At 64.6% G+C, this 26,959-nt stretch carries 23 protein-coding genes; 4 read left to right on the top strand and 19 right to left on the bottom strand.

What is annotated here, in order from left to right; translation table 11 throughout:
* Positions 1-133 precede the first annotated feature (133 nt).
* From K5X80_RS09595 to K5X80_RS09540, 12 genes are all read right to left on the bottom strand, one after another.
* Positions 134-2,029, bottom strand: a complete 1,896-nt coding sequence (locus tag K5X80_RS09595; RefSeq protein ID WP_222557530.1) for an XrtA/PEP-CTERM system amidotransferase — start codon at positions 2,027-2,029, stop codon at positions 134-136.
* A gap of 9 nt (positions 2,030-2,038) precedes the next feature.
* Positions 2,039-3,613 carry an exosortase A gene (gene xrtA, locus K5X80_RS09590; RefSeq protein WP_222557529.1) on the bottom strand — a complete coding sequence of 525 codons (1,575 nt, stop codon included), beginning with the start codon at positions 3,611-3,613 and terminating at the stop codon, positions 2,039-2,041.
* Complete coding sequence (locus K5X80_RS09585) at positions 3,603-4,841, bottom strand: TIGR03087 family PEP-CTERM/XrtA system glycosyltransferase (RefSeq protein WP_222557528.1); 1,239 nt, start codon at positions 4,839-4,841, stop codon at positions 3,603-3,605. Before K5X80_RS09585 ends, xrtA begins: the two co-directional genes overlap by 11 nt.
* A complete protein-coding gene (locus K5X80_RS09580) occupies positions 4,838-5,899 on the bottom strand; it encodes a FemAB family XrtA/PEP-CTERM system-associated protein (RefSeq protein ID WP_222557527.1) in 1,062 nt (353 codons plus the stop codon). The genes K5X80_RS09585 and K5X80_RS09580 overlap by 4 nt, the downstream gene beginning before the upstream one ends.
* Entirely contained in the window at positions 5,896-6,771 is an 876-nt protein-coding gene (locus tag K5X80_RS09575; RefSeq protein ID WP_222557526.1) for an XrtA system polysaccharide deacetylase, read from the bottom strand. The genes K5X80_RS09580 and K5X80_RS09575 overlap by 4 nt, the downstream gene beginning before the upstream one ends.
* 7 nt (positions 6,772-6,778) lie before the next feature.
* On the bottom strand, positions 6,779-7,954 hold the full coding sequence (locus tag K5X80_RS09570; RefSeq protein WP_222557525.1) for an XrtA/PEP-CTERM system-associated ATPase: 1,176 nt from the start codon (positions 7,952-7,954) through the stop codon (positions 6,779-6,781).
* Positions 7,955-7,973: 19 nt separating this feature from the next.
* A complete protein-coding gene (locus K5X80_RS09565; protein ID WP_222557524.1) occupies positions 7,974-9,647 on the bottom strand; it encodes a hypothetical protein in 1,674 nt (557 codons plus the stop codon).
* Entirely contained in the window at positions 9,644-10,720 is a 1,077-nt protein-coding gene (locus K5X80_RS09560) for a P-loop NTPase family protein (protein WP_222557523.1), read from the bottom strand. The genes K5X80_RS09565 and K5X80_RS09560 overlap by 4 nt, the downstream gene beginning before the upstream one ends.
* Before the next feature lie 10 nt (positions 10,721-10,730).
* A complete protein-coding gene (locus tag K5X80_RS09555; protein ID WP_222557522.1) occupies positions 10,731-12,251 on the bottom strand; it encodes an XrtA system polysaccharide chain length determinant in 1,521 nt (506 codons plus the stop codon).
* 16 nt (positions 12,252-12,267) lie between these two features.
* Positions 12,268-12,909, bottom strand: a complete 642-nt coding sequence (locus K5X80_RS09550; protein ID WP_222557521.1) for an XrtA/PEP-CTERM system exopolysaccharide export protein — start codon at positions 12,907-12,909, stop codon at positions 12,268-12,270.
* Between the two features lie 198 nt (positions 12,910-13,107).
* Positions 13,108-14,334 (bottom strand): pyridoxal-dependent decarboxylase, exosortase A system-associated, encoded by a 1,227-nt coding sequence (locus K5X80_RS09545; protein WP_222557520.1) that lies wholly within the window; start codon positions 14,332-14,334, stop codon positions 13,108-13,110.
* Entirely contained in the window at positions 14,331-15,857 is a 1,527-nt protein-coding gene (locus K5X80_RS09540) for an acyl-CoA ligase (AMP-forming), exosortase A system-associated (protein ID WP_222557519.1), read from the bottom strand. The genes K5X80_RS09545 and K5X80_RS09540 overlap by 4 nt, the downstream gene beginning before the upstream one ends.
* Between K5X80_RS09540 and K5X80_RS09535 the strand changes: the two genes are divergently transcribed.
* Genes K5X80_RS09535 through K5X80_RS09520 form a run of 4 tightly spaced genes read left to right on the top strand, consistent with a single transcriptional unit; the run spans position 15,856 to position 18,697 of the window.
* Positions 15,856-16,884, top strand: a complete 1,029-nt coding sequence (locus tag K5X80_RS09535; RefSeq protein ID WP_222557518.1) for a GNAT family N-acetyltransferase — start codon at positions 15,856-15,858, stop codon at positions 16,882-16,884. The two genes, K5X80_RS09540 and K5X80_RS09535, sit on opposite strands and share 2 nt — an antisense overlap.
* 32 nt (positions 16,885-16,916) lie before the next feature.
* Positions 16,917-17,234: an acyl carrier protein gene (locus K5X80_RS09530; RefSeq protein WP_502778657.1), complete on the top strand. Its 318-nt coding sequence runs from the start codon at positions 16,917-16,919 to the stop codon at positions 17,232-17,234.
* 9 nt (positions 17,235-17,243) lie between these two features.
* Positions 17,244-17,921, top strand: a complete 678-nt coding sequence (locus K5X80_RS09525) for a hypothetical protein (protein WP_222557516.1) — start codon at positions 17,244-17,246, stop codon at positions 17,919-17,921.
* Positions 17,918-18,697, top strand: a complete 780-nt coding sequence (locus K5X80_RS09520) for a hydrolase 1, exosortase A system-associated (RefSeq protein ID WP_222557515.1) — start codon at positions 17,918-17,920, stop codon at positions 18,695-18,697. Before K5X80_RS09525 ends, K5X80_RS09520 begins: the two co-directional genes overlap by 4 nt.
* Here K5X80_RS09520 and K5X80_RS09515 read toward each other — a convergent pair.
* From K5X80_RS09515 to K5X80_RS09485, 7 genes are all read right to left on the bottom strand, one after another.
* Positions 18,681-19,886 carry a class I SAM-dependent RNA methyltransferase gene (locus K5X80_RS09515; RefSeq protein ID WP_222557514.1) on the bottom strand — a complete coding sequence of 402 codons (1,206 nt, stop codon included), beginning with the start codon at positions 19,884-19,886 and terminating at the stop codon, positions 18,681-18,683. The genes K5X80_RS09520 and K5X80_RS09515 overlap by 17 nt on opposite strands.
* Before the next feature lie 10 nt (positions 19,887-19,896).
* Positions 19,897-21,297, bottom strand: a complete 1,401-nt coding sequence (locus K5X80_RS09510) for an NAD(P)H-hydrate dehydratase (protein ID WP_222557513.1) — start codon at positions 21,295-21,297, stop codon at positions 19,897-19,899.
* Complete coding sequence (locus tag K5X80_RS09505) at positions 21,281-21,667, bottom strand: hypothetical protein (protein ID WP_222557512.1); 387 nt, start codon at positions 21,665-21,667, stop codon at positions 21,281-21,283. Before K5X80_RS09505 ends, K5X80_RS09510 begins: the two co-directional genes overlap by 17 nt.
* Complete coding sequence (gene ilvD / locus K5X80_RS09500) at positions 21,664-23,520, bottom strand: dihydroxy-acid dehydratase (protein WP_222560418.1); 1,857 nt, start codon at positions 23,518-23,520, stop codon at positions 21,664-21,666. The genes K5X80_RS09505 and ilvD overlap by 4 nt, the downstream gene beginning before the upstream one ends.
* 115 nt (positions 23,521-23,635) lie before the next feature.
* Entirely contained in the window at positions 23,636-24,367 is a 732-nt protein-coding gene (locus K5X80_RS09495; protein WP_222557511.1) for an N-formylglutamate amidohydrolase, read from the bottom strand.
* Complete coding sequence (locus K5X80_RS09490; RefSeq protein WP_222557510.1) at positions 24,364-25,176, bottom strand: 4-(cytidine 5'-diphospho)-2-C-methyl-D-erythritol kinase; 813 nt, start codon at positions 25,174-25,176, stop codon at positions 24,364-24,366. The genes K5X80_RS09495 and K5X80_RS09490 overlap by 4 nt, the downstream gene beginning before the upstream one ends.
* Before the next feature lie 8 nt (positions 25,177-25,184).
* The gene (locus K5X80_RS09485; RefSeq protein WP_222557509.1) at positions 25,185-26,831 is read right to left on the bottom strand and encodes an electron transfer flavoprotein-ubiquinone oxidoreductase; all 1,647 of its coding nucleotides are present in this window, start codon (positions 26,829-26,831) and stop codon (positions 25,185-25,187) included.
* Between the last annotated feature and the right edge of the window lie 128 nt (positions 26,832-26,959).

The raw sequence follows: 26,959 nt of genomic DNA, 5'->3' as shown, positions 1-26,959 counted from the left end.
CCCGGTGGTATGTTTTTCGCCCACCGCGCATTCATATTACACGCGGGAGTTGCTTTGCAATCCGATATTTACCATAATTCGCCTCCACTGCCCCCGGCTGGGACAGTTTGCCGGCGAAAAGCGGCAACCGCGTTCAGATGACGCCGAGGTTCCGCAGCGAACGGTCCAGCATCAGCAATTGCCACAAGAGCCGGCCATGATCGCTCTTCCCGGCAATGTGATCGTCCGCGAATTTCGCAATCGTCCGGGCATCGAACCAACCCAACTGATTCAAAGATGCCCCCGCCGCGATCGCGCGGGCCTGCCCGGCGAGAGGGCCGCGCAGCCAGGCGCTGACCGGGGTGACGAAACCCTGCTTGGGACGGAACAGGATATCGTCGGGCAGATAGCGCCGCATGGTCTGCTTCAGCAGCCATTTGCCCTGCCGCCCCCGTATCCGCATCCGTTGCGGCAGGGATGCGGCGAATTCGATCAGGCGATGATCCAGCAGCGGCTCGCGCGCTTCAAGGCTGACCGCCATGCTGGTGCGATCGACTTTGGTCAGGATATCGCCGGGAAGCCAGAATTTGAGATCGGCATATTGCGCGCGGTCCAGACCGGTTCGCGCCGGGGCTTGGCGCATCGTGGCCTCGAACGGCATTTCCGCCCGGTAATCCCCGCGCAGCGCCAGAAAATCCGGGCTGTACAGCCGCTGGCGCAGTTCGGGCGGAGTAATCCCCACAGCCCGGGCATAGCCCCCTTCCCCACTGTCGGCGAGCGACAGAAGCGTCGTCTTGGCGCGCAAGGGCCGCGGCAGCCAGTCGGCCTTGGGATAGAGCGCCCCCAGCCCGCCAAGCACGCGATTGCGGAACGGCGCTGGCAGCATGTGCCGCACAGCTTCCTCCCGCGCATGGAAGATATGGCGGCGATATCCGGCCAGCGCCTCATCCGCGCCATCGCCCGACAGGGCCACGGTCACCCGTTCGCGGGCAAGCGCGCAAACCCGCCATGTCGGCAAGGCGGAGGCATCGGCGAAAGGTTCGTCGAACATCGCGGCGAGACGATCGATCTCGCGAAATTCCTCCGAACCCACCGTTCCGCTCTGGTGATCGGTGCCGAACAGCCCGGCCACTTTCGCCGCGTAGGACGTTTCATCCAGCGCGGCGACATCGAAGCCGATCGAGCAGGTCCGCACCGGATCGTGGCTGGCTTCCGCCATCAGCGCCACCACGCTGGAGGAATCGACCCCGCCGGACAGGAACGCGCCCAGAGGCACATCGGCCACCATTCGCGAAGTGACCGCTTGCCGCATCAGATGCAGCAATTCGGCCGACAGGTCGGCTTCGCGGCCCTTGCGCCGTTCGGCGAAGGAAACGTCCCACCATTGCACCGGGGACGCGAGAGCACGGTCATGATGCAACAGCCGGTAGTGGCCCGCCGGAAGCTTTTCGACCGCTTTGAGGAACCCGCGATGATCGGGGACATAGCCCCAGGCGAGATAGTCTTCCACCGCCAACGGATCGACATCCCGCCGCAACAGCGGGTGCGCCAGAAGCCCTTTCAGCTCCGATGCGAACGCAATGCTCCCGTCGCTGAGATGCGCCACGTAGAGCGGCTTCACCCCCAACCGGTCGCGCGCAAGGAAAAGCGTTCGCGCCGCACGATCATAGAGCGCGAACGCGAACATGCCGTGCAAGTGCTTCACGCAATCGACGCCCCAGCGCTGCCACGCGGCAAGAATTACTTCGGTATCGCCATCGGTGCGGAACTGCGCGCCCGCTTGCGCCAGTTCGCGCCGCAATTCGCGGAAATTGTAAATCTCGCCGTTGAAAGCGATTATCGCCCGCTCATCCACCGAGGCCATCGGCTGCGGCGAACCGGCAAGATCGATGATCGACAGGCGCCGATGCCCCAGCCCCACGCCGGGCGCGGTCCAGACCCCGCCGCCATCGGGCCCACGGTGCACCATCGCATCGCACATCCGTTCGACACGGGCCGCCTCCACAGGCTTGGGGGTTCCGTAATGGAAGATACCGGCAATTGCACACATGGCGGCGGGTTACGGCAGATTCGCCACGCGGTCCATCCACGCCCCGACAGGCCCGGTGGCCGTGAGGAACGCGTCGATGGCCTCCTGCGCCCGTTGCCCTTCCCGTTCCTCCGCCGAAACGATCAACAAGGTGGTGGCATCCCCGCGCAACAGCAGACGGTCGGCCATATTGGCGAGTTTCAACCGCATATTGCTGCCGGTGACGCTCTCACCATTGCGATACCAGGTCAGCGCCAACCGCTCCACGCGGCCGACAGGCGAACCTTGCGACAGCAAGCGTTCGCTTTTCGCCCCTTGCGTGGCGGGGCCATTACCGATCCATGACCAGGAACTGTTGGGCATCAGGGCGCCCTGCCCGAATCCGCCCGCCTCATTGCCTTCGTTCTGATTGGGATAGAGCGCGATGAACACGTCCACCCGCCGCCCGTGATCGTCCGCATAGCTGCCGATCAGGCGATGCGCCGCCCCCTGCGCGCGCGGTTCCCACCAGGCGAGCGGACGATAGTCCACCACCGTCCAGCCCGGCACTTCGGGCAGCGCCACCCGTTCCGGCATCGGGGCGGAAAGACGCGCCGCCAGCGCGCTCCACACCAGCGTCATCGCGACCAGTCCCGCCCCTGCCGTCAGGATCTTGAGCGGCGAAGCAACCGCTCGCTTATCGAGCCAGCGCGGCAAGGGCATCTGTTCGATTGCGGCGCCATCGATGAATCTGTCATCGACCGTCCGATCGAAGAAACGCCAGGCAAGGGCCAGCACCGTCGCCATCACCAGCGCGAAGAACACCCAGCCATAGAAAATGTGATCGAATCCCGCCGCGAATTCGACCCCGCGAAACTGCGCGATATAGATCGTGCCCCAGGCGCGCACGCCGTTGGCGAGGATCGGCAGCAGCACGCACCCAGCCAGGAAAGCTGTGCGCCTGCGCCAGCCGCGGAAGCACACGTGCGCAACCAGCGTCCCCAGCGCGATCATCGCAATCAAGAATTTAACGCCCGAACACGCTTCCGCCACTTCGAACAGGCCCACTGGCGTATCGATGAATACGCCATCGATATGCGCGGGGATTCCGCTCCAATGCGTCAGCGCGATAGTGATTTTTGCGGTGATCGTCTGGAGCAAGGGCACCAGTTCATCGCCGAACGGAATGAGAAACAGCATGTAGGCCAGCGGAAACAGCAATCCCACCGCCACACGCGGCCCCATCAACGCCAGAAACGCCCCTTGCAGCATCAGCACCGCGCCTGCCTGGCGAGCAAGGTTGAGCCCCGAGAAGGCGCCCAGAAGCCACAGCACCAGTGCGCCTGCGAAAGGCAACAGCCCCCACCACCAGGCAACCGGCGTGATCCGCGCGAGTTGTTGGCGCCGCAGCAGAACCAACCAGACGAGAATGACGGGAATCAGCAGAACATGGTTGTAGGTCGAACTGTCCCACCACTGCGCCGCCATGTCACGCCAGTCGGGGAAGAACACCGCGATCAACGCAACCCATGCCAGAGCAAGGCGCAGCAGCGGCATGCGCCAGATTTCCGAAATGCGGGCCACCACGCCTTGCAGCGGCCGGGGAACGGTTGCATCAGGCTGCATGGTAACGCCTTTCCGCATTGCACGGCCCACGGGTCATGCTTTCCAGCGGTTGCAGAACGGCCTCCCACCCCAGATGTTCGATAACGAAGTGCCGCGCGGCGTGGCCCATCGCCTGCCGGGCCTGCGGATCAGCCAGCAAATCCTGCGCCTGCCGGATCAGGGCTGCATCCCCATCGGCAATGGCAAAGTGCATGCCATTCTGCGCCTCGATCCCGGTTGCAGCTTGCGGGGTCAGCACAACCGGGCGCGCCATCGCCATGGCTTCCAGCACTTTGTTCTGCACGCCCCGCGCGATGGCGAGGGGCACCATCACCAGATCGGCCGCCGCGACATAGGGCCGAACATCGGGCACTTCCCCCCAGACACGCACGCCCGCTTTCCCGTCATGCGCCAGCAATGACGCCGGCGGGTTGCGCCCGACGATATGGCACTGGGCCTGCGGATGGCTTTGCCTCAGGCCCGGCATGATCCGCGCAATCAACCGCTCGGCCGCGGCGATATTGGGGGCGTAATCCATCTGGCCGGTAAACACGATATGGGGCCCGCGGTGCGGCGCGAACGGCGATGATCCGCCGTGCCGCGCGGGATCGAAGAAATCCGCATCGATTCCGTTGCGCAGCGCCGAAACGGCCACGCCTGCGGGATCGGACAGGCGGCTGCGAAACAGGGCGGCCTCCGCTTCGCTCACCAGCAGGGTTTCATCGGCGCGGCGGGCCAGCCGTTCCTCCACCCCGCGCAACAGACGCCCTTCCCGCGCATCGATCCATCGGCGCGGCGACACACCCGCCTGGCCATAGGCTTCGAACTTGGCGGAATCGACATCCACCAGATCGAGCAGGACGCGCCCGGTGAAATCTTCAGGGACATATTGCCCCATCTGCCCGGAAAAGACGTAGATCGTGCCGATCCTGCCGCTGGCGATCAGATCGCGGACATAGGCAGCGAGACCCTCGTCGTAAAAAGCCGCCAGGCTGACCGGTTCGCCCTTCATCAGCGCTTCCAGCCCCGCCCGCCACAAAGGCTTGCGCCGCACCGCCAGCCAGTGCGTTTTCGCCACGGCCTTCAACGCCCCTTCGTGCGCCAGATCGGCCGTGCTGTCGGTGAAAGTCGCCACGTGCACCGGGGCGATGCGGGCCAACCGGCGCAGGATATGGTGCGATCGGATCTTGTCCCCCCGGTCCGGTGGAAACGGCAAACGATGCGCCAGGAACAGGATTTCCCCGCTCATCCCAGCCCCCTGGCGATCCATGGCCCCAGACGGTTGGCGATGGGCAAAGGCAAACGCTTCCACAACGCGATTCGCGTGGCATGGCGTGCGCTCGTCGGATCGGCATCGCGGTGCGGCTGCCCCGGCGCCGTCCAACTGGCATAGGAAAGCGGGGCGGGTTCGAAGCCCCAATTGCGCTTGAAATGATAGGCGCCGCTGCCCGTCTTGGAACGGCCGAAATCGAACACCGTGCAGCCCCGCTGGCGGGCATGGCGCATCAGTTCGTAATACATGACATCGTTTGCCCGCAGCGCCCGCGCGGCGAACACACCGCCACCCCAATAGGGCAGCACCGCCCCGCGATGATACAGCGAAAGGACGCTCGCCACCGCCTGTCCCCGATGGCGGATCGTCAGAATGTCCGCATCCATCCGATCCAGCACGGCATCGAACAGAGCGCGAGGGAAAACGGGCGTACCGAGATTGCGCACGCTTTCGGCATAGACCGCGTAATGGGCTGCGCGCTCCGCTTCGCCCGTGCCTACGGCAACCGCATAATCCTGCTGCAACCCCTTGCGCACTTCGGCCCGCTGCTTGCGCGGGATGGCGAGCAGTTGCCCCTCGTCGTCATGGGCGAGCGGCGCGGTGAATCCACAATGACTATCCCGACGAATGGACCAGTGCCACGGGAGCGCCCCACCGCGCAGTTCGACCGTGGCGCAACTGCGCCGCAGCGCCAGTTCCTCCGCGATTGTCGCCAGCCGCAGTGCCGTGGCATCGCTATCCGCCAGAACGCCGCCGCCCACCGCGAAACCGCTGGACACCAGCGCGCGGCCAAAAATGGGGGAATGCAATTCAGTCAGCGGCAGCCAGCCGGTAATTATCCCGCCGCGTTCCGCAACCAGCCCCACGGCGTGCTGCCCCGTCCCCTGTTCGACGGCGACAAGCCAGGCTGGGCGATGGAACGCCGTCCCATCCCGGTGGTCGGCAACGAACCGCTCAATCCGCACGGCCTCACCCGGATCGTGCAGATCCGCCAACCTTACCGCATCGGCATCATGTGCGAACGGGGCATTCATGCCGTTTCCCGCGCCAGATTCCGGGCTTCGTGGTGGGCCAGACGGTCCATCCGCCCCCACGCGAATTCGCGCACCAGCCGCCGCAGCTTGTCCGCCATGCGATCCAGATTGGTGTAATGACGCAACCGCGATTTCAGCGGCGCCCCTGCCACGCGCGGCTGATCGGGATCGATCTCCCACGGATGGAAATAAAACACCGCCGGCCGTTCATCCCGGCGATTGACCTGCCGGATCGCCCAGCGCGAAAAGCCATAGGGCAGCACGCGGAAGAAACCGCCCCCGCCCGCTGCCAGCCGCCGCCCGGCGAATTCCGCGGTGGTCACCGGAATTTCGATCAGATCCGCCCCCGCCAGGGGGCGGAAGGCGAAACGCGGCGCATCGCGCCAACCGTAATGATCGTGCCGGATCGGTGCGACGCTGGAGCTGTAGGCATAGCCTTGCTGCGCCAGTTCCTCGTGCGCCCAAGGGGTGCGCTGATCGATGGAAAAGCTTGGCGCGCGATAGCCGGTCACACCGATGCCCGCCGCATCCTCGATCGTCTTGCGCGCACGGGCGATATCTTCGCCGAATCGCGTCTGGCCCATCGTGTGCACCCGCACATGGTCCCAGCCGTGGCTGGCCAGTTCGTGCCCGGCATCGGCGATGCGGCGCATCAGCGCCGGATGACGCTCGGCCACCCAGCCGAGCGTGAAAAATGTCGCTTTCGCGCCCGCTTCGTCAAAGAGATCGAGAATCGCCATGACATTGCGCTCAATGCGATCGGCAAGACCTGCCCAATCATCGCGCGCGATCACATTCTCGAACGCACCGACCTGGAACCAGTCTTCCACATCCACCGACAGGCCATTGACCGGCCCCTTGCTGGTCACCATGCCCTCCTCAAGCGGCAATCGGCTTCAATCCGCCGCTTTCGATCCATTCGATCAGCATGCTCAAAGTGTGGCGGATGGCGCTTTCCTGATCGGCCACGCGCGCTTCGAGCGCTTCCAGCCTGCGCGCAAGGTCCGCCAATACGGGCATATCGCGCGAGGCGTCACTCTCCTGTGCCTGCGACAGTTCCACCACTGCCTGCTGCAATTCGGCGATCAGGGCATCGCGCTCCGCCAGCATGGCGGTGACCGCAACCATATCGAGCTGCAGTGGCGCAGCGGCGGGAGCCTGCGCGTGCCGCGCCTGGCCGCGCGCACCGTCCGCCGCCATATCGGGAGCCGTGATCCGTGCATTGGCCGCGGAGGCAGGTATTTCGCTATCGCGCGCCATGTCCGCGATAACGGCCTTGAGCATCGCCGGATCGAAGCGGGTCCGTTGCTCCACCGCGCCCAACAGCATCAGCCGGTTGGCCAGCACGTTGACGCGGCGCGGAATCCCGCCCGATGCCTTGAAGAGATCCGCAAAAATATCCTGATCGAACGCCGGATTGCCCCGCCAGCCGACCAGCCCGAGGCGATGCTCGATATAGGGTTGGATTTCCTCGCGCTGCATCGGTTCGAGATGATGCGTCGCGATCACGCGCTGGCGCAACTGCTCCAGCCGCTCGTGCTGCAAAGTGGCGCGAAATTCCGGCTGGCCGAGCAGCAGCGTCTGCAGCAACGGATGCGAGCCGAGCTGGAAATTCGAGAACATCCGCAGTTCTTCGAGCGCGGCCACCGACAGATTCTGCGATTCGTCCACGATCAGCAGGCACCGCCGCCCCGCGCGCGCTTCTTCGTGCAACAGTGTCTCGATCATGCCGAGCGCCGTCGCCTTGTCATGCCCTTCTATTTCGAGACCGAAGCTCTGCGCGACGACATGAACGATCTCGTCTTCGTTCAGCTTGCTGGTTACGATCTGACCCACCGTCAGTTGCGCGGGATCGATCGTCGACACCAGATGCTCGACCAGCGTCGATTTGCCCGCCCCCACTTCGCCGGTGATGACGATGAAACCCTCCCCCTGCGCAAGGCCATAGCCGAGATAGGACAGCGCCTTGCGATGGGTGAGACTGTGGAAATAGAACTGCGGGTCCGGCGTCAGCTGGAAAGGTTTGCCGGTCAGCCCATAGAATTCTTCGAACATTATCTGCTGCTCCCTGGGCTCAGAACGCGTATTGCATGCCGACAAGGGCCGTGGCGGTCCAGTAATCGTCATCGTCCTGGCGGGTATTGCCATCGATGCCGACAGCGGCCCTTGCCGACAGCCTGCGTGTCAGCATACGGTAATAGGCGGCCGATGCACCGAACGACGTGCTATCCCCAACAAGTTCCAACCCGCTGTAATAGCGGTTGATATAGAAGTTCGTGGTAACGCTTGAACGCTCATCGAGCATGGCGCGCATGTAGGCCGACAGCCACAGGTTCTTCTCCGTCACGCCATCGATAAGGCCCAGAACGCTTTCGCGCGGCGCCACGTATTTGCGCCGTTCATAGCCAATCCCCACTCCGGTGCTGATCCGCCCCATATCCACCGCGTAGCTCGCGGAAATCCCGCGCGCACGGAATATCGCGGAACGCAGCCCACCCAGCGCGCCGGTAAGGCAGCTACCTTCTTTCAGGCTGCCGACGCAGCCATTGAGTTCGCCCGACACCGGATCGCGGATCGCTTCGAAATCGGTCGGCAGAGACACCAGCGAACGGTTCAATTGTCCGCCGAAGCCGCTCATGCTGTCATAGACCGAGACATTCACGCTGCTCCGGCGCGATGCCTGCCAACTGAAACTGCCGTAATAGGTGGCGGAGCCATAGCGGCGCCCCATATGCGCTTCGAGCGAAGTCCGCGGCGACGGTCGCCATAACAGCCCCACATCCCAGATCAGGCCATCGACATCATAGGCGATCTGGCGGGGGGCATCCTTATCGAGGCGGTAATGGCCATCGTCATCGATCACCGGCCTGCCCGCCCCATCGCGGACGACATCGCGCTGCGAGCTTTTCACCCGTTCGTAGCCGACACCGCCGACAAGAGCGACAGTCTGGCTGACAGGCAGGGTGACATCCCCGCGCACATGGAAATCGTCGATCCGCTGATCGAAATTGGAGATATCCTCGCGATACCACGCCGCACCCACGCCCAGGCCCACCGGCAGCACATCGCCCGGTTTCACCCCCGCACGGAACTGCGCCGCATGCTGGATACTGTCATCGGCATCGTCGCCGGTGGAGGAAAAGATATCGCCACCGGAGGTATCGACCCGGCTGTAACCCAAACGGTAACTCGCGTTGACGCCGACATCGCCGACACGGGTGGTCAACGATGGCCCTGCGTAAGCGGAATAGAAATGCCCCACCTCATCGTTGTCGCCGATACCGCCGAGAAACGCGCCGCCGCCATCCAGCCGTGTCCGGGCGGCCATCCCGCCTGCTTCCACCGTCAGTGTCCGGGGAATGATCGCCGCCGAGACGCGGGCCAGGCCGCTCAGCGTGTCCCCGTCTTCCGCATTCTTGCCCCAGCCGAAGCGATGTTCGTAACGCAGTGAGACCGCACCGGACGTGTTCCTGCCATTGATCGCCGCGTCGACGCCCGCCGCCACGCGCGTGTAGGTGAGAGTTTCGCTGCCCGGGGACAGTTCGCTCGTCAGCACCTGTTCCGCTTCGATGTAGGGCGTCACTTTCAATCGCCCATGGCCGCCCGTCCGCGGCTTGGCCAGCGGGGCATCGCCTGCCCCGCCCGCTGCGCCAGCAACCGGCGCTCCATCCTGCGCATGTGCGGGAACCGCCAGCGCCAGGCCCGCCAGCAAGGTGGACAGCGGATATATGGTCAGTCCAGCCCTCATGCCCCACCATAGCCGTAGTACGAGCCGAATTTCCGCCCGCTCGGGCTGAAATGGGCAGCGTTGAGCAGCAGCTTGATATCCGGGCATCCCGCCAGCAACTGGCAGGCATCGTCAAGCGCGCTTTGCCCCGTGGCGTCAGCCCGTGCGACAAGCACTGCCTGTCCGACATGCTTGGCCAGTTCGGCCGCCGGGGATGCCGCCAGAGCGGGCGGCGAATCGAAAATCATCATCCTGTGGGGGGCACCCTGCGTCAGCCGTTCCAGCACAGCGCCTGTCCGGCTGCTGGCCAGATACTCGCTATCGTTGGTCGTCTGGTTTCCGGTGGGAAGGACGAAGAGGCCGGGAATATCCGTCGCGATTACGCAATCTTCGACCCTGATCGATGGGTCTGCCAGCGCATCCATGAATCCCGGCCCGGACCGCAGGCCCAGTGTGGACAGCACGGAAGGCTTGGCGAAATCGGCATCCACCAGCAGCACTTCGCTGTCCCGCTCAGCCGCCAGGGCCAGCGCGAGATTGACGGCGCAGAACGTCTTGCCTTCGCCCGGAAGCGGCGAACATATCAGCACCCGCTGGCCATTGACCGGCCCACGCCCGGCAAGCGACGCCCGCGCCGTGTCGAGCACCTGCCGCTTCACGATGCGGAATTCCTCCAGCAGGCGTGTCACGGTGCCTTCCGGCTGGATCAATCCCTGCACCCGCAGATGTGCACGGTCGATCTGCTGCACTTCCCCCTGGAACCGAACCGGTTCGACCGGAGGCGGCGGAGGCGCGGCCACTGCTGCCGCAGGAGCAGGCGCCGCAGGGATTGCGGTGGCAGGCGGCGGCGCAGGCCTCTCCGCCTCGGGCTCGGATGCAACCAGGGCGGAAGCGCGCTTTTCCGTCTTGCGGGCCAGTTGCCGCGCGCGCGGGCTGGCGCGTCCGGCTCCGGTCGAAACCAACCGTGCAGGCACCGGCGCGGCCTTGAAACCCTTGAGGTCGAACGCCTTGGTCGCACGTTCGAGCAGCGAGCGGCCTTCGCTCTCGTCAGCTTTCTTGTCAGGGGGTGTAGGCGTGTTGCTCTGATCCGTCACGTTCCGCTCCTCACGCCACACTGCCGCGCTGAATAAATTCGGTTGCCAGCAGGATCACGAAAAGCGCGCCCAACGCTGCCCCGGCTGCGATGAACTGCTTGTTCCGCCGTGCTCGCACACTGCGCGCGGCATCCGTCAATGCGAGGGAAATCGTCCCCAATACCGGCATTCCCATGGCGCGTTCCAGGCCGTTGGCCGTCGCGAAAGTGGAACGCAATTGTCCGATGGCAAAGGCCGCGCCCACGCCAGCACCGATCCCCAGAACCAGCACCCCAAGCAACAGCAACGGCCGATTGGGCGCTACGGGCACGCGCGGCGCGCTGGGCGGATCGATCACTTCGAACTTGATGGCGTTCCGTTCGGTTTCAACCTGGCCGCGCAGGCGCAACTGTTCGCGATCCTGCAGCAGCTTGTCATACTGCTGGCGCAGCACGTCATAATCGCGGCTGATCCGCTGGGCTTCGGCGGCAACGCCCGGTTCCTGCGTCTGATTGGCCGCGATGGCCGTGATCTGCGCCTGAAGCCCGGCCTTGCGCACCTGCAGCGATTGGATCGTCGCCTGCCGGTCCGCCCGGATCGATAGGAGCGAACTGTAAGCCGGATTGGGCGTACCTGCTTCCCCGCCCGCGCTTGCCGCCTGCTTGCGCAAGGCGGCAATCTGCTTGTTGGCGGAAATCACATCGGGGTGATTGTCGGTCAGCCCCCGCGCTCTCATCGCGGTCAGGTCCGCTTCCGCCTGGGCCAAAGCGCCGCGCGGCCCGCCCGCCTGCCCTGCGACGACCAGAGTTCGCGGCGTGCCGGCCAGTTGCTGATCGATTGCCGCCAGCGCGCTTTGTGCCGCAGCCAGATCCGCTTCTATATTGCGCACGGCATCGCTGGTGTTGTCGAGTTTCTGCGACAGCCCTTGCGCACCGCCGATCAGTTGCGGATGCGCGGCTTCGAAAGCGAGACGCTTCTGTTCAGCCGATTCGAGTTCCTTCTGGCGAGCCGCGAGTTGCTGATCGAGGAAAGCCAGCGTTTCCCGCATTTCCCCCCGGCTGCCCGAAAGATTTTCCTCGCGGAAGATGTCGATCATCTTCTGGACGATATCCTGCGCCAGCTTGGCGTTCTCACCGTCCGAAAAATCGCTGCGCCCCGATGTCGCGGTGATCTCGAACAGGTTTTCCTTCTCGCTCTTGACCTGAATTTGCTTGGCAAGGCCCGCGACCGCCGATTCCATCTCACGCGGCGTGGTGATTTCGTCCCCCAGATGCGTGGAACGGATCACTTTCTCCAGATTGACCGAGCTGGTCATCGTCTGCCGCACGCGTTCGATGTCGCGCTTGATACTGCCCGAACCGATGCCGACCTGTTGTGCCAGAACGTCTTCCAGCTGAACGAAAATGCGCGTCTTGGATTCATAGCTGTTGGGAATCATGGCCACGACCAGCCAGCCCGCCAGACATACGATCCAGGCCACCGCCAGCGCCAGCCAGCGCCTGTTCCACACCGAATGGAGCGCCGCCAGAATCTGTTCGTAGAGTTCGTTCATGCCCCTGGCTCGTACCTCAGAACAGGCTTTCCGGAATGATGATGACATCCCCCGGCATCAACAGTACATTCGCCTTGCTCTCCCCTTTCTTGAGGAGATCGCCGAGGCGGATGTTGTATTCCTTCTGCCGGCCGGATTCCTTGTCGAACCGGATCAACTTGGCGCGGTTGCCCGCCGCATATTCGCTCAGGCCGCCCACGGAGATCATCGCGTCGAGCAGCGTCATGTTGGCGCGATAAGGGATCGAGGCCGGCTTCTCCGTCGCCCCGACAACGCGCACCTGCTGGCTGAACGTGCCGGCAAACTTGTTGACGATCACCGACACCAGCGGTTCGTTGATATATTGCGACAATTGCAGGCGGATATCTTCCGCCAGCATCGACGGCGTTTTGCCCACCGCGGGCATATCCGTCACCAGCGGGGTGGTGATGCGCCCGTCGGGCCGCACCTGCACGCTGGCCCCCAGTTCGGGATTGCGCCAGACATGGATGGTGAGTTCATCGAGCGGGCCGATCACATAGTCTTCGCCCGGCCCTTCCTGCATCGCCACGAATTGCGCGGGCGGAAGCTGGCTGCCGCCGGTTGCCGCGCAGCCCGTCAAGGCCATGACGGCAAGCGCGCACAGCGACAGGGTTCGGGCGAAACATGTATTCAACATCTATGCGCATCCTTGCGGCCTGGCGGGGGCGGCGGACGCCCAGGCTCACCTGCCCGAAATCCGCTCACCTGTGTTCGGGTCCGCTATCGCGAGAAAAGGTGAACATACCGTTAGCCTTTTGCGACCGAATCTTCGCTTGCAGTACAGCAATTGGTCGCTGTGCCAGAACGGGACGCATAAGAGGGGGCTATTGGGCTCTCAAACGAGCACTTCCCGAGCCGGGCCCTGCCCCAGGAACATGGCCGGGCTGGCGCTGGCGCCGTAGGCTCCGGCACAGAACACGGCAACCAGATCGCCTTCCTCCGCATGCGGCACCGGCGCCTTGTCGGCTAGCCGGTCCAGCGGCGTGCACAGACAGCCGACAATGTTCGCTTCTTCAACCGGTTCCGCGCCATAGCGCGAGGTGATGGCCACCGGATAATTGCGCCGGACCACCGTCCCGAAATTGCCGGATGCCGCCAGTTGGTGATGCAGCCCGCCATCGGTGACGAGATAGGTTTCGCCGTGGCTGATTTTCCGATCGACGATCCGTGTCAGATACACACCCGCTTCGCCCACCAGATAGCGGCCCAGTTCGATGCAGAATTCGGTCTCGCGCAGCGCATCGGGCAAAGCCGCGAACCGCTCCTCCAGGGCCACGCCAACCGCCGTTATGTCGAGCGGCGCATCCCCCGCAAAATAGGGAATGCCGAAACCGCCCCCAAGATTGCAATGCGGCAGCGGCACCCCCGCACTTTCGGCCAGACGGGCGGCAAGTTCCAGGGCGTTGGCCTGCGCTTCGCTCACCGCCTCGGCGCTGAGCGCCTGACTGCCCGAAAAGATGTGCAGGCCATGCCATTGCGCGCCTGCGGCCACAATCGTGCGGATCAGCGCCGGAACCCGTTCGGCATCGATCCCGAACGGCTTGGCCCCGCCGCCCATCTTCATGCCCGATCCGCGCAATTCGAAATCGGGATTGACCCGCACGGCAAGGCGCGGGCTCACGCCCAAGCGGTCGGCGATAGCCAGTGCGCGGCGCGCTTCGCCTTCGGATTCGAGATTGAGCGCCACCCCGGCCGCGATCGCGCTTTCCAGTTCCGCATCGCGCTTGCCCGGCCCGGCGAAACTGACCCGCCCAGGATCAATACCGGCCTGCCGGACGAGATCGAGTTCGCCGCCAGAAGCGATATCGAACCCGTCCACAAGTTGATCCATTGCCTCAAGTATCGGAAGAAATGGATTGGCTTTTATGGCATAATGCAGTGCCAGCCGCTTCGGCATCGCTGCCCGCAACATGGCCACGCGATCGGCGAGCATTTGCCGCGAATAGACGAATAGCGGTGTGCCCCCCGCCTGTTCCACCAGCATGCTGACCGGCACTCCGCCAACCGCCAGTTCGCCATCGACAGTGCCATATCCGGCTGGAATGGGGCCAAGAGGCTTCATGCGCGCAGGTCCGCTTCGAGCGCGGCGCGATCAATCTTTCCGTTGGGATTGAGCGGCATCGCCGCGCGCCAATGAATCTGCTGAGGCCGCATGAAATTGGGCAACTCCCTGGCTAGCACGGCGGGCAAGGCTTCTTCCGCATCGACGGCGGCGGGCGCAGCGCGCACCACCAGATGCACGGCCTGCCCCAGGCGCGCATCGGGCACGCCGATTGCCACCGCTTCAGCCACCAGTCCAGTAGCACGGGCGGCGTCTTCCACTTCCTGCGGGCTGATCCGGTTACCCGCGCTCTTGATCATCGCATCGCGGCGGCCGACGAAATAGAGCAACCCTTCCCCGTCACGCCGTACCCGATCGCCCGACCAGACAGCGGTTCCGCCATAAGTGGAACTGGGCGGCGCGGGGCGGAAGCGTTCGGCGGTCCGCTGCGGATCCTGCCAGTAACCGAGCGCCACCAACGGGCCGCAATGGACCAGTTCCCCTTCCTCGTTCGCCTGCGTCTCCCCCCCGTGATCGCCGATCACCTGCACTTCGGCGAAGGGAATGGCCCGCCCCATCGACGTCGGATGGCTGCCGACCAGCGCGGGATCGAGATACGTGGAGCGAAACGCTTCCGTCAGCCCGTACATCGGAAACAAGCGCGCGGCCGGGAACAGCGCCCGCAGCCGGGTGACGAGATCGACTGTCAAAGCGCCGCCGCTGTTGGTCAAGCGCCGCATCGCCGCCACCGCTTCGTCGGGCCATGGCTGTTCCACCAGTTGCACCCACAGCGGCGGCACCGCCGCCAGAGTGGTGACCCCGTGCCTGGCGCAGGCCTTGATCACATCCCGCGGCGTCAGATAGTCGAGCGGCACGGCACAACCGCCCGCGCGCCAGATGGATAGCAACTGGTTCTGTCCATAATCGAAAGACAGCGGCAAGACCGCCAGCACCACATCGTCCGCTTCCAGCTCCAGATAATGGGCCACGCTGACAGCGCCCAGCCACAGATTGGCATGGCTCAGCATCACCCCTTTCGGGCGGCCGGTCGAACCGCTGGTATAGAGCAGCGCCGCCAGTTCCCCCGGATCACGCACCGAAGGAGGCAGGCCCGGTGCCTGCCGGTCGATTGCGGCCCGGATCGCCTGTTCCTCCACCACTTCGCATGGTTCCGGCACGTCATCGTCTGCCAGCGTGGCGAGGCGCGCGGCATTGCCTATGAGCAGCACCGCGCCGCTATCGGCCAGGATATGCGCCACCTGGGCATGTTTCAGCAGCGGATTGATCGGCACATAAACCAATCCCGCACGCGCCGCGGCCAAAGGCAGCAGGCAGGTCAGTTCCCCTTTCGCCGCCCAACTGGCCACCCGCGCGCCCTCTTGCGGCACTTTTGCCTGCAGCCACGCGGCCAAGGCCGCTATACCTTGCCTTAAGTCCTGATAAGTAAGCGTCCTGTCGCGCAGGATCAGCGCAGGCGCATCATCGGCCCCGAACTCGGCCAGATGATCGACCGGCTTGGCCACGGGATCGAGCGCAATAGGCATGGGGCTTGGCAGCTCCGATAAGGGGACGGTACGAGTGATTGCAGTCAGCTATCACGACAGCTTGGCAGTCTTGCAAGAGGCAAAACCGGTTTCGGCCGGCCCCTTTGACCGCACAGAATGGTTTAACCTTTTCACACAACACAATGAAAAGAAAATAGTGTTTTGTGTAGCCAAGCAAGGCGATACCATGGCTGCGCTCCCTCTACAGCAAATGGATAGCAAGCGGCTCGATGCGCTGACGAACTGGTACTCATTCACCTGGCGGCCGCTTCTGACGGAGAATGCCGTTGCGGCGCCGCTGTTCGCCGCCATGGCCCGCGATCTGAAAAGCCGCGCACGGCGGATCGTTCTCGCCCCGCTGCCCGATGAAGACGCCAGCGCCAGCCTGTTGACCAAGGCGTTTCGCGAAGCAGGCTGGTTCGTTCACCGCACCCCGTGCGATACCAACCACATCCTTCCTGTCAAAGGACGCAGGTATACGGATTATCTTGCCAGCCGCCCCGGCCCTCTGCGCACCACGATTGCACGCCGCGAGAAAGCTCTCTCCATCGATATAATCACGGAATTTCATCGTGATGTCTGGGATATCTATCAGGATATTTATGCTGGAAGCTGGAAACCGTCCGAAGGCGATCCCCGCTTTCTGAAAGATTTCGCCATGGAGGAAGGCCGCGCAGGCAGGCTCCGCCTCGGGATCGCCCGGCACGGGGGCGCACCGGTCGCCGCACAGTTCTGGACGGTCGAACAAGGAACGGCTTACATCCACAAGCTCGCCCATCGTTCCGAATCGAACCGCCTCTCCCCCGGGACCGTGCTCACCGCTGCGCTGATGGAGCATGTGATCGATCGAGATCATGTCGCTCTGGTCGATTTCGGCACCGGGCACGATCGTTACAAGGCGGATTGGATGGAGGAAATCCGGCCGCGTTTCCGGCTCGATTGCCATAACCCCGCGCACGTTGGCAGTTGGCCTCACATCGCCCGTGCTGCACTGCAACGGCTTGCAAGCGGCATATCCGCTGGCTAGGGGCAATTTCCAAGGGGTACACCATGGACCAGATACGAGCCAGTTCCGAAACACCGGAGGATAGCGCAGCCGGACTCCCCGCGCTGCAGGGCACCGCCAGCGATGCGACCTTGCGGCGCGTATTGATCGACGTCCTGGGCGTGAATACCGACGCGGTGGCTGCGTTCACGGCCGAAACCGGCCTGTTCGGCCATTTGCCGGAACTCGACTCCATGGCGGTGGCCACGCTTCTGACCGAAATCGAAGACCGTTTTCACATTGTGATCGACGATGACGAAGTCGATGGCGAACTGCTGGAAACCTACGGCGCACTGCTGGCTTTCATCGACGAAAAATCCGCGCGGGGCTGACGGGCGGCAGTGATCGCTTGCTGGCCTTGTCCACGGGATGACGGCGCGGTTCAGGACGAATTGGCGATAGCTTTCGACAGCGCGCGCGCGCGGCGGCTGCTCGTCCTCCCCGCGCTGTTCGACGAAGCCCACAAGCTGCGCCAGTTGACGGTCGCTGTCATGCGCGTGCTCGACCACGCGGGAATCGACAGTTTCCTGCCCGACCTTCCGGGCTGCAACGAAAGCCTGCAACCGCTGGCGCGGCAAGATCTCGCGCGTTGGCGTCATGCGGCGCAGGCGGCTGCCTGCCATTTCGCCGCCACGCATATGCTGACCATCCGCGCAGGCGCCATGCTTGCACCCGGCGGGCTGCCTGGCTGGCGCTATGCCCCCACAGGCGGCGATGCGCAGTTGCGAACCATGTTGCGGGCGGCACAGATCGGTGCGCGGGAAATGGGCCGCGACCTCTCACTCGCCGCATTGCAGGAAACCGGGCGCACGGCGGGGGTGGCGCTCGCCGGATACAGCCTCGGACCACGCCTCTTCGCCGATCTGGAAGAAGCCCGGCTGGAGCAGAGCCATGCCCTCATCGATATTCCCCAGAAAGCATTGGGCGAAAGCGGGCTGTGGTTGCGGGCCGAGCCCGATATGTCGCCCGCTCAGGCCCGCGCACTGGCCGACATGCTGATCCGGGGGCTCACACCGTGACCCGCCGGCACTTCTCGTTCCTCTGCGAGGGGGAAGAACTTGCGGCAACGCTCGACCATGGCGCGGGAACGACCGGCCTGCTGGTCGTGTCCGGCGGCAACGAATTGCGCGCAGGGGCTTTCTCGGGGCAGGCGCATCTTGCCACACGGCTGGCAGCGGCTGGTTATCCCGTGTTCCGGTTCGATCGGCGCGGTGTGGGCGACAGCAGCGGCCTGAATCGCGGCTTCCTCCACAGCGGGCCCGATATTCGCGCGGCAGTGGCCAGCTTTCGCGCGCAGGCGCCGCATTTGCGCAGGATCGTGGGCTACGGCATTTGCGATGCCGCGACCGCGCTGGCGCTTACCGCCGACGCCGGGCTGGACGCGCTGATCCTCGCCAATCCATGGGTGCAGGACGATACCGGCATCGAAGCGCCTCATCCGCCTGCCACAATCCGCGCCCGCTATCGCGAAAAACTGCTGAGGCCAGCGGAATGGCGGCGATTGCTGACGGGCGGCATCTCCCCGGCAAAGCTGTTACGCGGCCTGACCACCGCCGCCCGGCCCAACGCAGCCCGGCCGACACCTCTGGCCAATGCGCTCCGACACGGGATCGCCGCCTTTGGCGGGCCGGTGCATATCCTGCTGGCCGAACGTGACCGCACCGCGCAAATCTTCGCAGCGCAGTGGGAGAAGGCTGATCCACACGTCGCCTGCTGCCCCGGTGCCAGCCATGCCTTTGCCGAAAAGGATGCAAAGGAATGGCTGTACAATCAGATTGTTAAATACCTTGCCTGACAAACAGGCTGACTAGTTCCACATGCGTTGACCAGCGGAACTGGCCCACCGGCCGCAACTGCGCCAGCCTATAACCGGCATCGGCCAGAATCCGCGCATCGCGGGCCCAGCTTATCGGATTGCAACTGACATAGACGATCCGGCCCACAGCGCTTTGTGCCAGCGCCCTGATCTGTTCCCGCGCGCCAGCACGGGGCGGATCGAGCAGCACGGCGTCGAAGCGGTTGAGTTCATCGGGCTGCAACGGATTGCGGAAAAGATCGCGATGCATCGCGTGGACCGGAATATGCATCCGCGCCGCAGCCGCCTTGCAAGAGAGATGGGCATCCTGCGCCGCTTCCACCGCCAGCGCTTTGGCATCGCCCGCCAATGCGAACGCGAAGGTTCCCAACCCGGAAAACAGATCGGCAATCGTGCGCGATCCGGCCAGCCATTCGCGCGCCGATGCGGCCAGCGCGGCTTCGCCATCCGCTGTCGCCTGCAGGAACGCGCCGGGCGGAAAGCCCACCGGAACGCCCGCCAGAGAAACCGTCACCGGTTCCGGTTCCCACATCGCTTCGGGGCCATAACCCTGATCGAGCGTCAACCGCGCCAGTTTGTGGTCACGAGCGAAATCCAGCACCGCCTCGGTCTGCGCCAGCCCTTCAAGCGTCAGTCCCTTGAACCCGGCATCGACGCCCTGATCCGTCAGCGTCAGCGTAATATCGAGCGCATATTTGCCTTTGCGCGATTTGAGCATCGTGTGCAGCGGCGCAATCAGCGCGAACAGTTCCGGGGCCAGCACCGGGCATTCTTTCAACCCGACAATCCGGTGCGAACCCGCTTCGCGAAAGCCGATCAAAGGCCCGCCCCCGCCGTTGACAGCATGCAGCGTTGCCCGGCGGCGGCTGTACGGCGGGGAAAGGTGCGCCGGATGCACCTGTTCCGCCACGATACCCTGCCCTTCGGCGGCATGGACCACGCGTTCAGCCACGAACTGGGCCAGAACTGCATCATCGCCATATTGCAGTTCGCACCCGCCGCAGGCACCGAAATGGCGGCAGGGCGGCGATACATGGTGCGGCCCGCGGACAAGCGTGCCATCGGGCAGCACGGCATCGCCGGGAACGGCGCCGGGGACATGCCGCCCCGATGCGGTGGCGCCATCGCCCTTGGCCGCAATGCGGATCACAACGTCATTTTCGATCATGGTCAGGCTCTTACAGGCAAACCGCGTAAGCGGCAGCGATATGCGTTACTAGCTCTCCGGCATGAAACACCGGCCCTGCGCGGCGGGCCGCCTCGCCATGCAGCCACACCGCCTCGCAGGCGGCAATGAAAGGCTCCGCCCCCGTCGCCAGACGGCTGACCAGCAGCCCGGCGAGAACATCGCCGGTTCCCGCCACCGAAAGCCAGCTTGGCGCGGGGTGGGCAATGGCCACGCGTCCATCGGGCGCGGCGATGATCGTGTCGGGGCCCTTGGCAACAATCACCATGCCGCTTTTTCGCGCCAGCGCGCGGGCAGCGGGCAGCTTGGCCGTTTCCGCGATCCCATAAGCCGCCAGAAGCGCGCCAAGTTCGCCTTCGTGCGGGGTGGCCACGGCAGGTATCGACCGCGTTTGCAACATTTCCGGCAGAAGCAGGGCCAGCGCATCGGCATCGAGCGCCAGCGGCCCGTCCCGGCGCAGCACCGCCTGCAAACGTTCACGCATCGCAGGCGAACGCCCCATGCCCGGGCCCACCAGCACCGCGCCGATACGCTTGTCTGCCAGAGCCTGATCGAGCGGCGCATCATCGATCACCAGTTCAGGCGGTCGCAGCGTGGGCGGTGTGCTGCTGAGCAGTTTCACATAGCCCGCCCCGCCATGCGTCGCCGCTTGGCAGGAAAGGAGACTGGCCCCCGGCATTTCGCCTGCAACCACCACCGCCAACCCGCGCGTGTACTTGTGCGCATCGATCGGCGGCGGCGCCAGTTCCGGCTTCGCCACGAGATGGGCCGCCCCCGGAACCGGGGCAACGCCAATCGGCACCAGACGGCGTTCGCCCATCATCTGAGCGACCGGCATCAACCAATGGGCAAATTTCCATGCCCCCAGAGCCAAAGTGCAATCGAAGGACGGCAGGCCCAGGTTCAGCGGCGTAGCGCCATCGCTGTCGATCCCGCTCGGCATGTCGACAGCGATGCGATAGGCATGGCTGGCGGCAAGATCGGCCATCAGCGCGAAGATTTCGGGCGCGAGGGGGCGGCTGAGGCCGCTGCCGAACAGGCAATCGACCAGCACATCGCCTTTTGGCCGCGCGCTGCCCGGAAATACATCGCCGCCATAAGCCGCGCGAGCGGCCCGCGCCGCAGCGGTGGCCGGTTCATAGGGGGCAATCAGCGAAACCGCGCCACCCCGCTGGCGCAGGCTTTCGGCGAGGACATAACCATCGCCGCCATTGTTGCCCGGCCCGCACAGCACCGTGACCGGCCGCCTGCCCGCGATCCGCCAGGCATAGTCCGCGGCGCCGCGCCCTGCCATAGCCATCAGCGATTCCACCGAGGCCCCGGCATCGATCAATGCCTGTTCGGCCGCGCGCATCTGCGCGACCGTCAGTATCGGATCAGGGCGTGTCGGCATGCTTCATCGCGGTGGCTGGAAACCGGTAGCGATCCGCATCGACCGTCACAGTCAGCACATCGTTCGCGAAAGCGACCGTGGCGGGTTTCATGCCATCGGCGGGCGCCAGCCCCTTGCCATCCTTGAGCACTTCAAACCGCCGGAATCCGCCATCGGGATGGCGGACGGTGACGAACAGCGTGTCCCCTTCCCGCTGCCGTTCGACCGTGCATTCCTGAGCGAAGGCCTTCGCCCCGCCCACTGCGCAGGCCAGGGGATCGCCCTTGGGCAAAGGCGTGCCCGCAGGGCCGGAGCAGGACGCCAGCCCTACCCCCAGCACGAGCGTGCCAAGAGCAGCCCCGCGCTTCACCCCCTGCGCCGCCTTCGTCACTTGCGCTTCAATTGCGATACGTCGCGCACAGCCCCGCGCGCGGCGCTGGTCGTCATCGCGGCATAGGCTTGCAGGGCAACCGACACCTGCCGCTTGCGCGGCTTCACCGGCTGCCATGCCGCATCGCCGCGCGCTTCCATCGCGGCGCGGCGCGCGTCCAGTTCCGCATCGCTGAGCGCGAGGTTGATCGTGCGATTGGGAATGTCGATTTCGATCACATCGCCGTTTTCGACCAGACCGATCGCCCCGCCTTCGGCCGCTTCGGGCGAAGCGTGGCCGATGGACAGGCCCGAAGTCCCGCCGGAGAAACGCCCATCGGTGATCAACGCACAGGCCGCGCCCAGCCCCTTCGATTTGAGATAGCTGGTCGGATAGAGCATTTCCTGCATGCCCGGCCCGCCGCGCGGCCCTTCGTAGCGGATCACCACGACATCGCCCGCGACGACCTGTCCGGTGAGGATCGCCGTCACCGCCGCATCCTGGCTTTCATAGACTTTGGCCGGACCGGAGAACTTGAGGATCGCTTCATCCACGCCCGCCGTCTTCACGATGCAGCCGTCGAGCGCGATATTGCCGAACAGCACCGCCAGCCCGCCATCCTGGCTGAACGCGTGATCGGCCGAACGGATCACCCCGTTCTGGCGATCCAGATCCAGATCATCCCACCGGCGATCCTGGCTGAACGCGGTCTGCGTCGGCACGCCGCCGGGTGCGGCGCGGAAGAAGTTCTGCACTTCGGCATCGTTGGTGCGGGCGATATCCCACTGGTTGAGCGCATCGGCCAGCGTCACGCTGTGCACGGTGGTGCAATCGGTGTGAAGCAGGCCTGCGCGATCCAGTTCGCCGAGGATCGCCATGATCCCGCCCGCCCGGTGGACGTCTTCCATGTGCACGTCCGCCTTGGCCGGGGCGACCTTGGAGAGCACCGGCACCTTGCGTGACAGGCGATCGACATCGTTCATCGTGAAATCGACGCCCGCCTCATGCGCGGCGGCCAGCAGATGCAGAACGGTGTTGCTCGATCCGCCCATGGCGATATCCAGCGACATGGCGTTTTCGAACGCGGCGAAATTGGCGATCGCGCGCGGCAGGACGCTTTCATCGTCCTGCTCGTAGTAGCGGCGGCACAGATCGACCGCGAGCCGCCCCGCTTCGAGAAACAGGTTCTTGCGATCCGCATGCGTGGCCAGTGTCGAGCCGTTGCCGGGCAGCGAAAGGCCAAGCGCTTCGGTCAGGCAGTTCATCGAATTGGCGGTGAACATGCCGGAGCAGGAACCGCAGGTCGGGCAGGCCGACCGTTCGATCGTCTGCACTTCCTCGTCGGTGTAGTGCTCGTCCGCCGCGGCGACCATCGCATCGACCAGATCGAGCGCATGTTCCTTGCCGCGCAGTACCACCTTGCCCGCTTCCATCGGGCCGCCCGAAACGAACACCACCGGAATGTTGATCCGCAGCGCCGCCATCAGCATGCCCGGCGTGATCTTGTCGCAGTTGGAAATGCACACCATCGCATCGGCGCAGTGCGCATTGACCATGTATTCCACGCTGTCGGCGATCAGATCGCGCGACGGCAGGCTGTAGAGCATGCCATCGTGGCCCATGGCGATGCCATCATCGACCGCAATGGTGTTGAATTCCTTGGCCACACCGCCCGCCGCTTCGATTTCGCGGGCGACCATCTGGCCCAGATCCTTGAGATGGACATGGCCGGGCACGAACTGGGTGAAGCTGTTCACCACCGCGACGATGGGCTTGCCGAAATCGCTGTCCTTCATCCCCGTCGCACGCCACAGGCCGCGCGCGCCCGCCATGTTGCGGCCGTGGGTCGAAGTGCGGGAACGATAGGCGGGCATGGTCTTGGCTCCAGTGGAATTCATAATATTTCGGTATGCTTTCGCGCGCCTCTAACGCAGGCGCCGCTTCAGCCGAAGCGGAAAATCCCAAAATAGGGTGTCGGAAGCCGCTTTCCTACCCACCAATGGCAATTGCGATCCGATTGCAGACCTTGTGGAGCCGCGCGGCCCATTCGGCCTGCATCGCTTCCGTGGCGAGCAGATCCTGCCGGATCTCGATCCCGAAGTAAGGCCGCCCGTCCGCTTCCGCATGGCGGTTCATCGTCGCATTGAGCAGCCGGCCGGAATACGGCTCCTGATCACCCACGGTCAGCCCTTCCTCCCGCAGCAGGGCGATGGCAAGGCGCGAGGCGGTATCATCCTCGTTGTACAGCACGCCACATTGCCACGGCCGCTGTTCTTCGGGCTTGCTCGCCAGATGCGGAGTGAAACTGTGCAGCGACAGGATCAGCAGCGGCGGCGCCTCGTCCAGCTGGCGCGCCAGCGCATCGTGATAAGGGCGGAAGAACCGCGCCAGCCGCGCCTCGTGCCCGGCGTGATCCAGCGCGTTGCCGGGCACGGCGTGGCCATCGCTGGCAATCGGCACCACCCCCGGCGCATGTTCCTCACGGTTGAAATCGCAGACGAGCCGGCTGACATTGCCAAGGAACGCCGCGATGCCCGGCTGCGCCGCCATCCGCTCCCCCACACCGGCCACGCCGAGATCGACAGCGATATGATTGTGCAGCAAGGCCGGATCGATGCCCAGATCGATATCGGCGGGCACGCGGTCGGATGCGTGATCGGCGACCACGAGAATCCCGCCGAAACGCGGTGTCCCGACAATCCGCCACGCTTCCTCGCTCATCGAAGCTTTCCTTTCATGATCCACCAATCGGGGCGTGCGGCGCGGATTGCGGCATGGGCGTCGTCCCGCTGTCCCGCCTCCGCATAGAGCGCGAAACAGCTTGCGCCCGAACCCGACATGCGCACCAGAAAGCCCGCGGTTTCGCGCAAGGCGTCGAGCACTTCGCCAATCGCGGGGCACAGGGCGATGGCGGGTGCTTCGAGATCGTTCCGCCCTTCCCGCGCGATCCTGCTGACCGGACCTTCGGGCAGTGGGCCACGATCCACCCCGTCCCACGCGGCGAAGACCGGCCCGGTGGGCATCGGCACCCGGGGATTGACCAGCAGCACCGGGGCGCCTGCCAGATCGCTGGCGACGGTTTCCAGTTCCGTCCCCGTTCCGCGCCCGATGCAGGGTGCGCTCAGCACGCAGGCGGGCACGTCCGCGCCCAATGATGCGGCGCGTGTCTGCCAGTCGTCAGGCAGGCCGTGCGTCCGCTCGACAAGACGAAAAATCGCCCCGGCATCGGCCGAGCCGCCGCCCAGCCCCGCCGCAACCGGGAGATTCTTCTCCAGCGTGATCGCCAGCCCCTCCGCGCGGGGCAGCACGCCGAGCGCCCTGGCAACGATATTGCCGATGCCTCCATCCAGTTCCGGGGCGAATTCGCCGCATACCCGCACTTCATCCAGCGCGGTTTCGCGCGCGGTCAGCCGGTCGCCGCCATCCACGAAAGCGAACAGCGTTTCCAGTTCATGATAGCCATCCTCGCGCCGCCTGCGGACATGCAGCGCGAGGTTGATCTTGGCATATGCGGTTTCGGTGAGAGCCAAGCAGGCCCTCACATATTCGGATAGTTCGGCCCGCCGCCACCTTCCGGCGTGACCCAGTTGATGTTCTGGGTCGGGTCCTTGATATCGCAGGTCTTGCAGTGGACACAGTTCTGCGCGTTGATCTGCAATCGCGGCTCGCCTTCCTCGATCCCCACAAATTCGTACACCCCGGCCGGGCAGTAACGGGCTTCCGGCCCGGCATAGACCGGCAGATTGATCCGTGTCGGGATCGTCGGGTCCTTCAACTGCAGGTGGCAGGGCTGGTCTTCTTCATGGTTGGTGAAGGAGAACGAGACCGAGGTCAGGCGATCGAAGCTGATCTGCCCGTCGGGCTTGGGGTACTCGATCGGCCGGTAAAGGTCGGCCCGACGCAGCGCTTCGGCATCGGTGTGATGCTTCATGGTGAACGGCAGCCCGAGCTTGAGCGTGCGCATCCACATGTCGATCCCGGCCAGCACAGTGCCCAGATCGCCGCCGAACTTGGCAATCAGCGGCTGCGCGTTCTTGACCAGTTGCAGTTCCTTGGCGATCCAGCTTTCGCGAACGGCGGCATCATACTCGGGCAGTTCGTCATTTTCCCGACCCGCGGCAATGGCGGCGGCGATGTTTTCAGCGGCAAGCATACCGCTCTTCATCGCGGTGTGGCTGCCCTTGATGCGCGGCACGTTGACGAAACCCGCCGAGCAACCGGCCAGAGCGCCACCGGGGAAGTAGAGCCGGGGGACCGACTGCCAACCGCCTTCGTTGATCGCGCGCGCACCATAGGCCACACGCTTCCCACCTTCGAGAATGGCGCGAATTTCCGGGTGCTGCTTCCAGCGCTGGAATTCCTCGAACGGATAGACATAGGGGTTGGCGTAATCGAGCGCGGTGACAAAGCCGAGCGCGACCTGGTTGTTCGCCTGATGATAGAGGAAGCCACCGCCCCAGCTATCCGATTCCGACATCGGCCAGCCCTGCGTGTGCAGCACACGGCCCGGCACGTGCTTGTCCGGATCGATATCCCACAGTTCCTTGATGCCGATGCCGTAAACCTGCGGCTGGCAATCGGATTCGAGATCGAACCGCGTCTTGAGCTGCTTGGTCAGGTGCCCGCGCGCGCCTTCGCAGAACAGCGTGTATTTCGCGTGCAGTTCCATGCCCGGCTGATAATCGGGCTTGTGGCTGCCATCGCGGGCAACGCCCATATCCTGGGTCGCGACACCTTTGACCGCGCCCTTTTCGTCGAACAGAATTTCGGAGGCCGGGAAACCGGGGAAGATCTCGACACCGAGCCCTTCGGCCTTTTCGGCCAGCCAGCGGCACAGATTGCCGAGCGAGCCGGTGTAATTGCCATCGTTCGACATGAACGGCGGCATCATGACGTGCGGCATCGCCATCTTGCCGGTGCGGGTCAGCACCCAGTGCCAGTTGTCCGTCACCGGCACTTCTGCCATCGGGCAGCCGTCTTCCCGCCAATCGGGCAGAAGTTCGTTCAGCGCCTTGGGATCGATGACCGCGCCCGACAGGATGTGGGCGCCGATTTCCGAACCCTTTTCGAGAATGCAGACCGACAATTCATCATTCAGTTGCTTCAGCCGGATCGCTGCGGCCAGGCCCGCAGGCCCCCCGCCGACGATGACGACGTCATATGGCATCGATTCACGTTCACTCATGACCTGCTGTCCTGTTTTCCCCGTTTCGCCGTCCGGCTGCGCCTGTTGGCGCCTTCCGTCAAAATTTCGAGTGCACTACTCTGCGCATTCTGTCCAATAACGCCTTGATTGCTGCGCAACGGCAGGTC

Source organism: Caenibius sp. WL (assembly GCF_019803445.1).
GTDB lineage: Bacteria > Pseudomonadota > Alphaproteobacteria > Sphingomonadales > Sphingomonadaceae > Caenibius.
The sequence above is the reverse complement of the archived record's forward strand: the minus strand, read 5'-3'. Positions and strand labels throughout refer to the sequence as shown.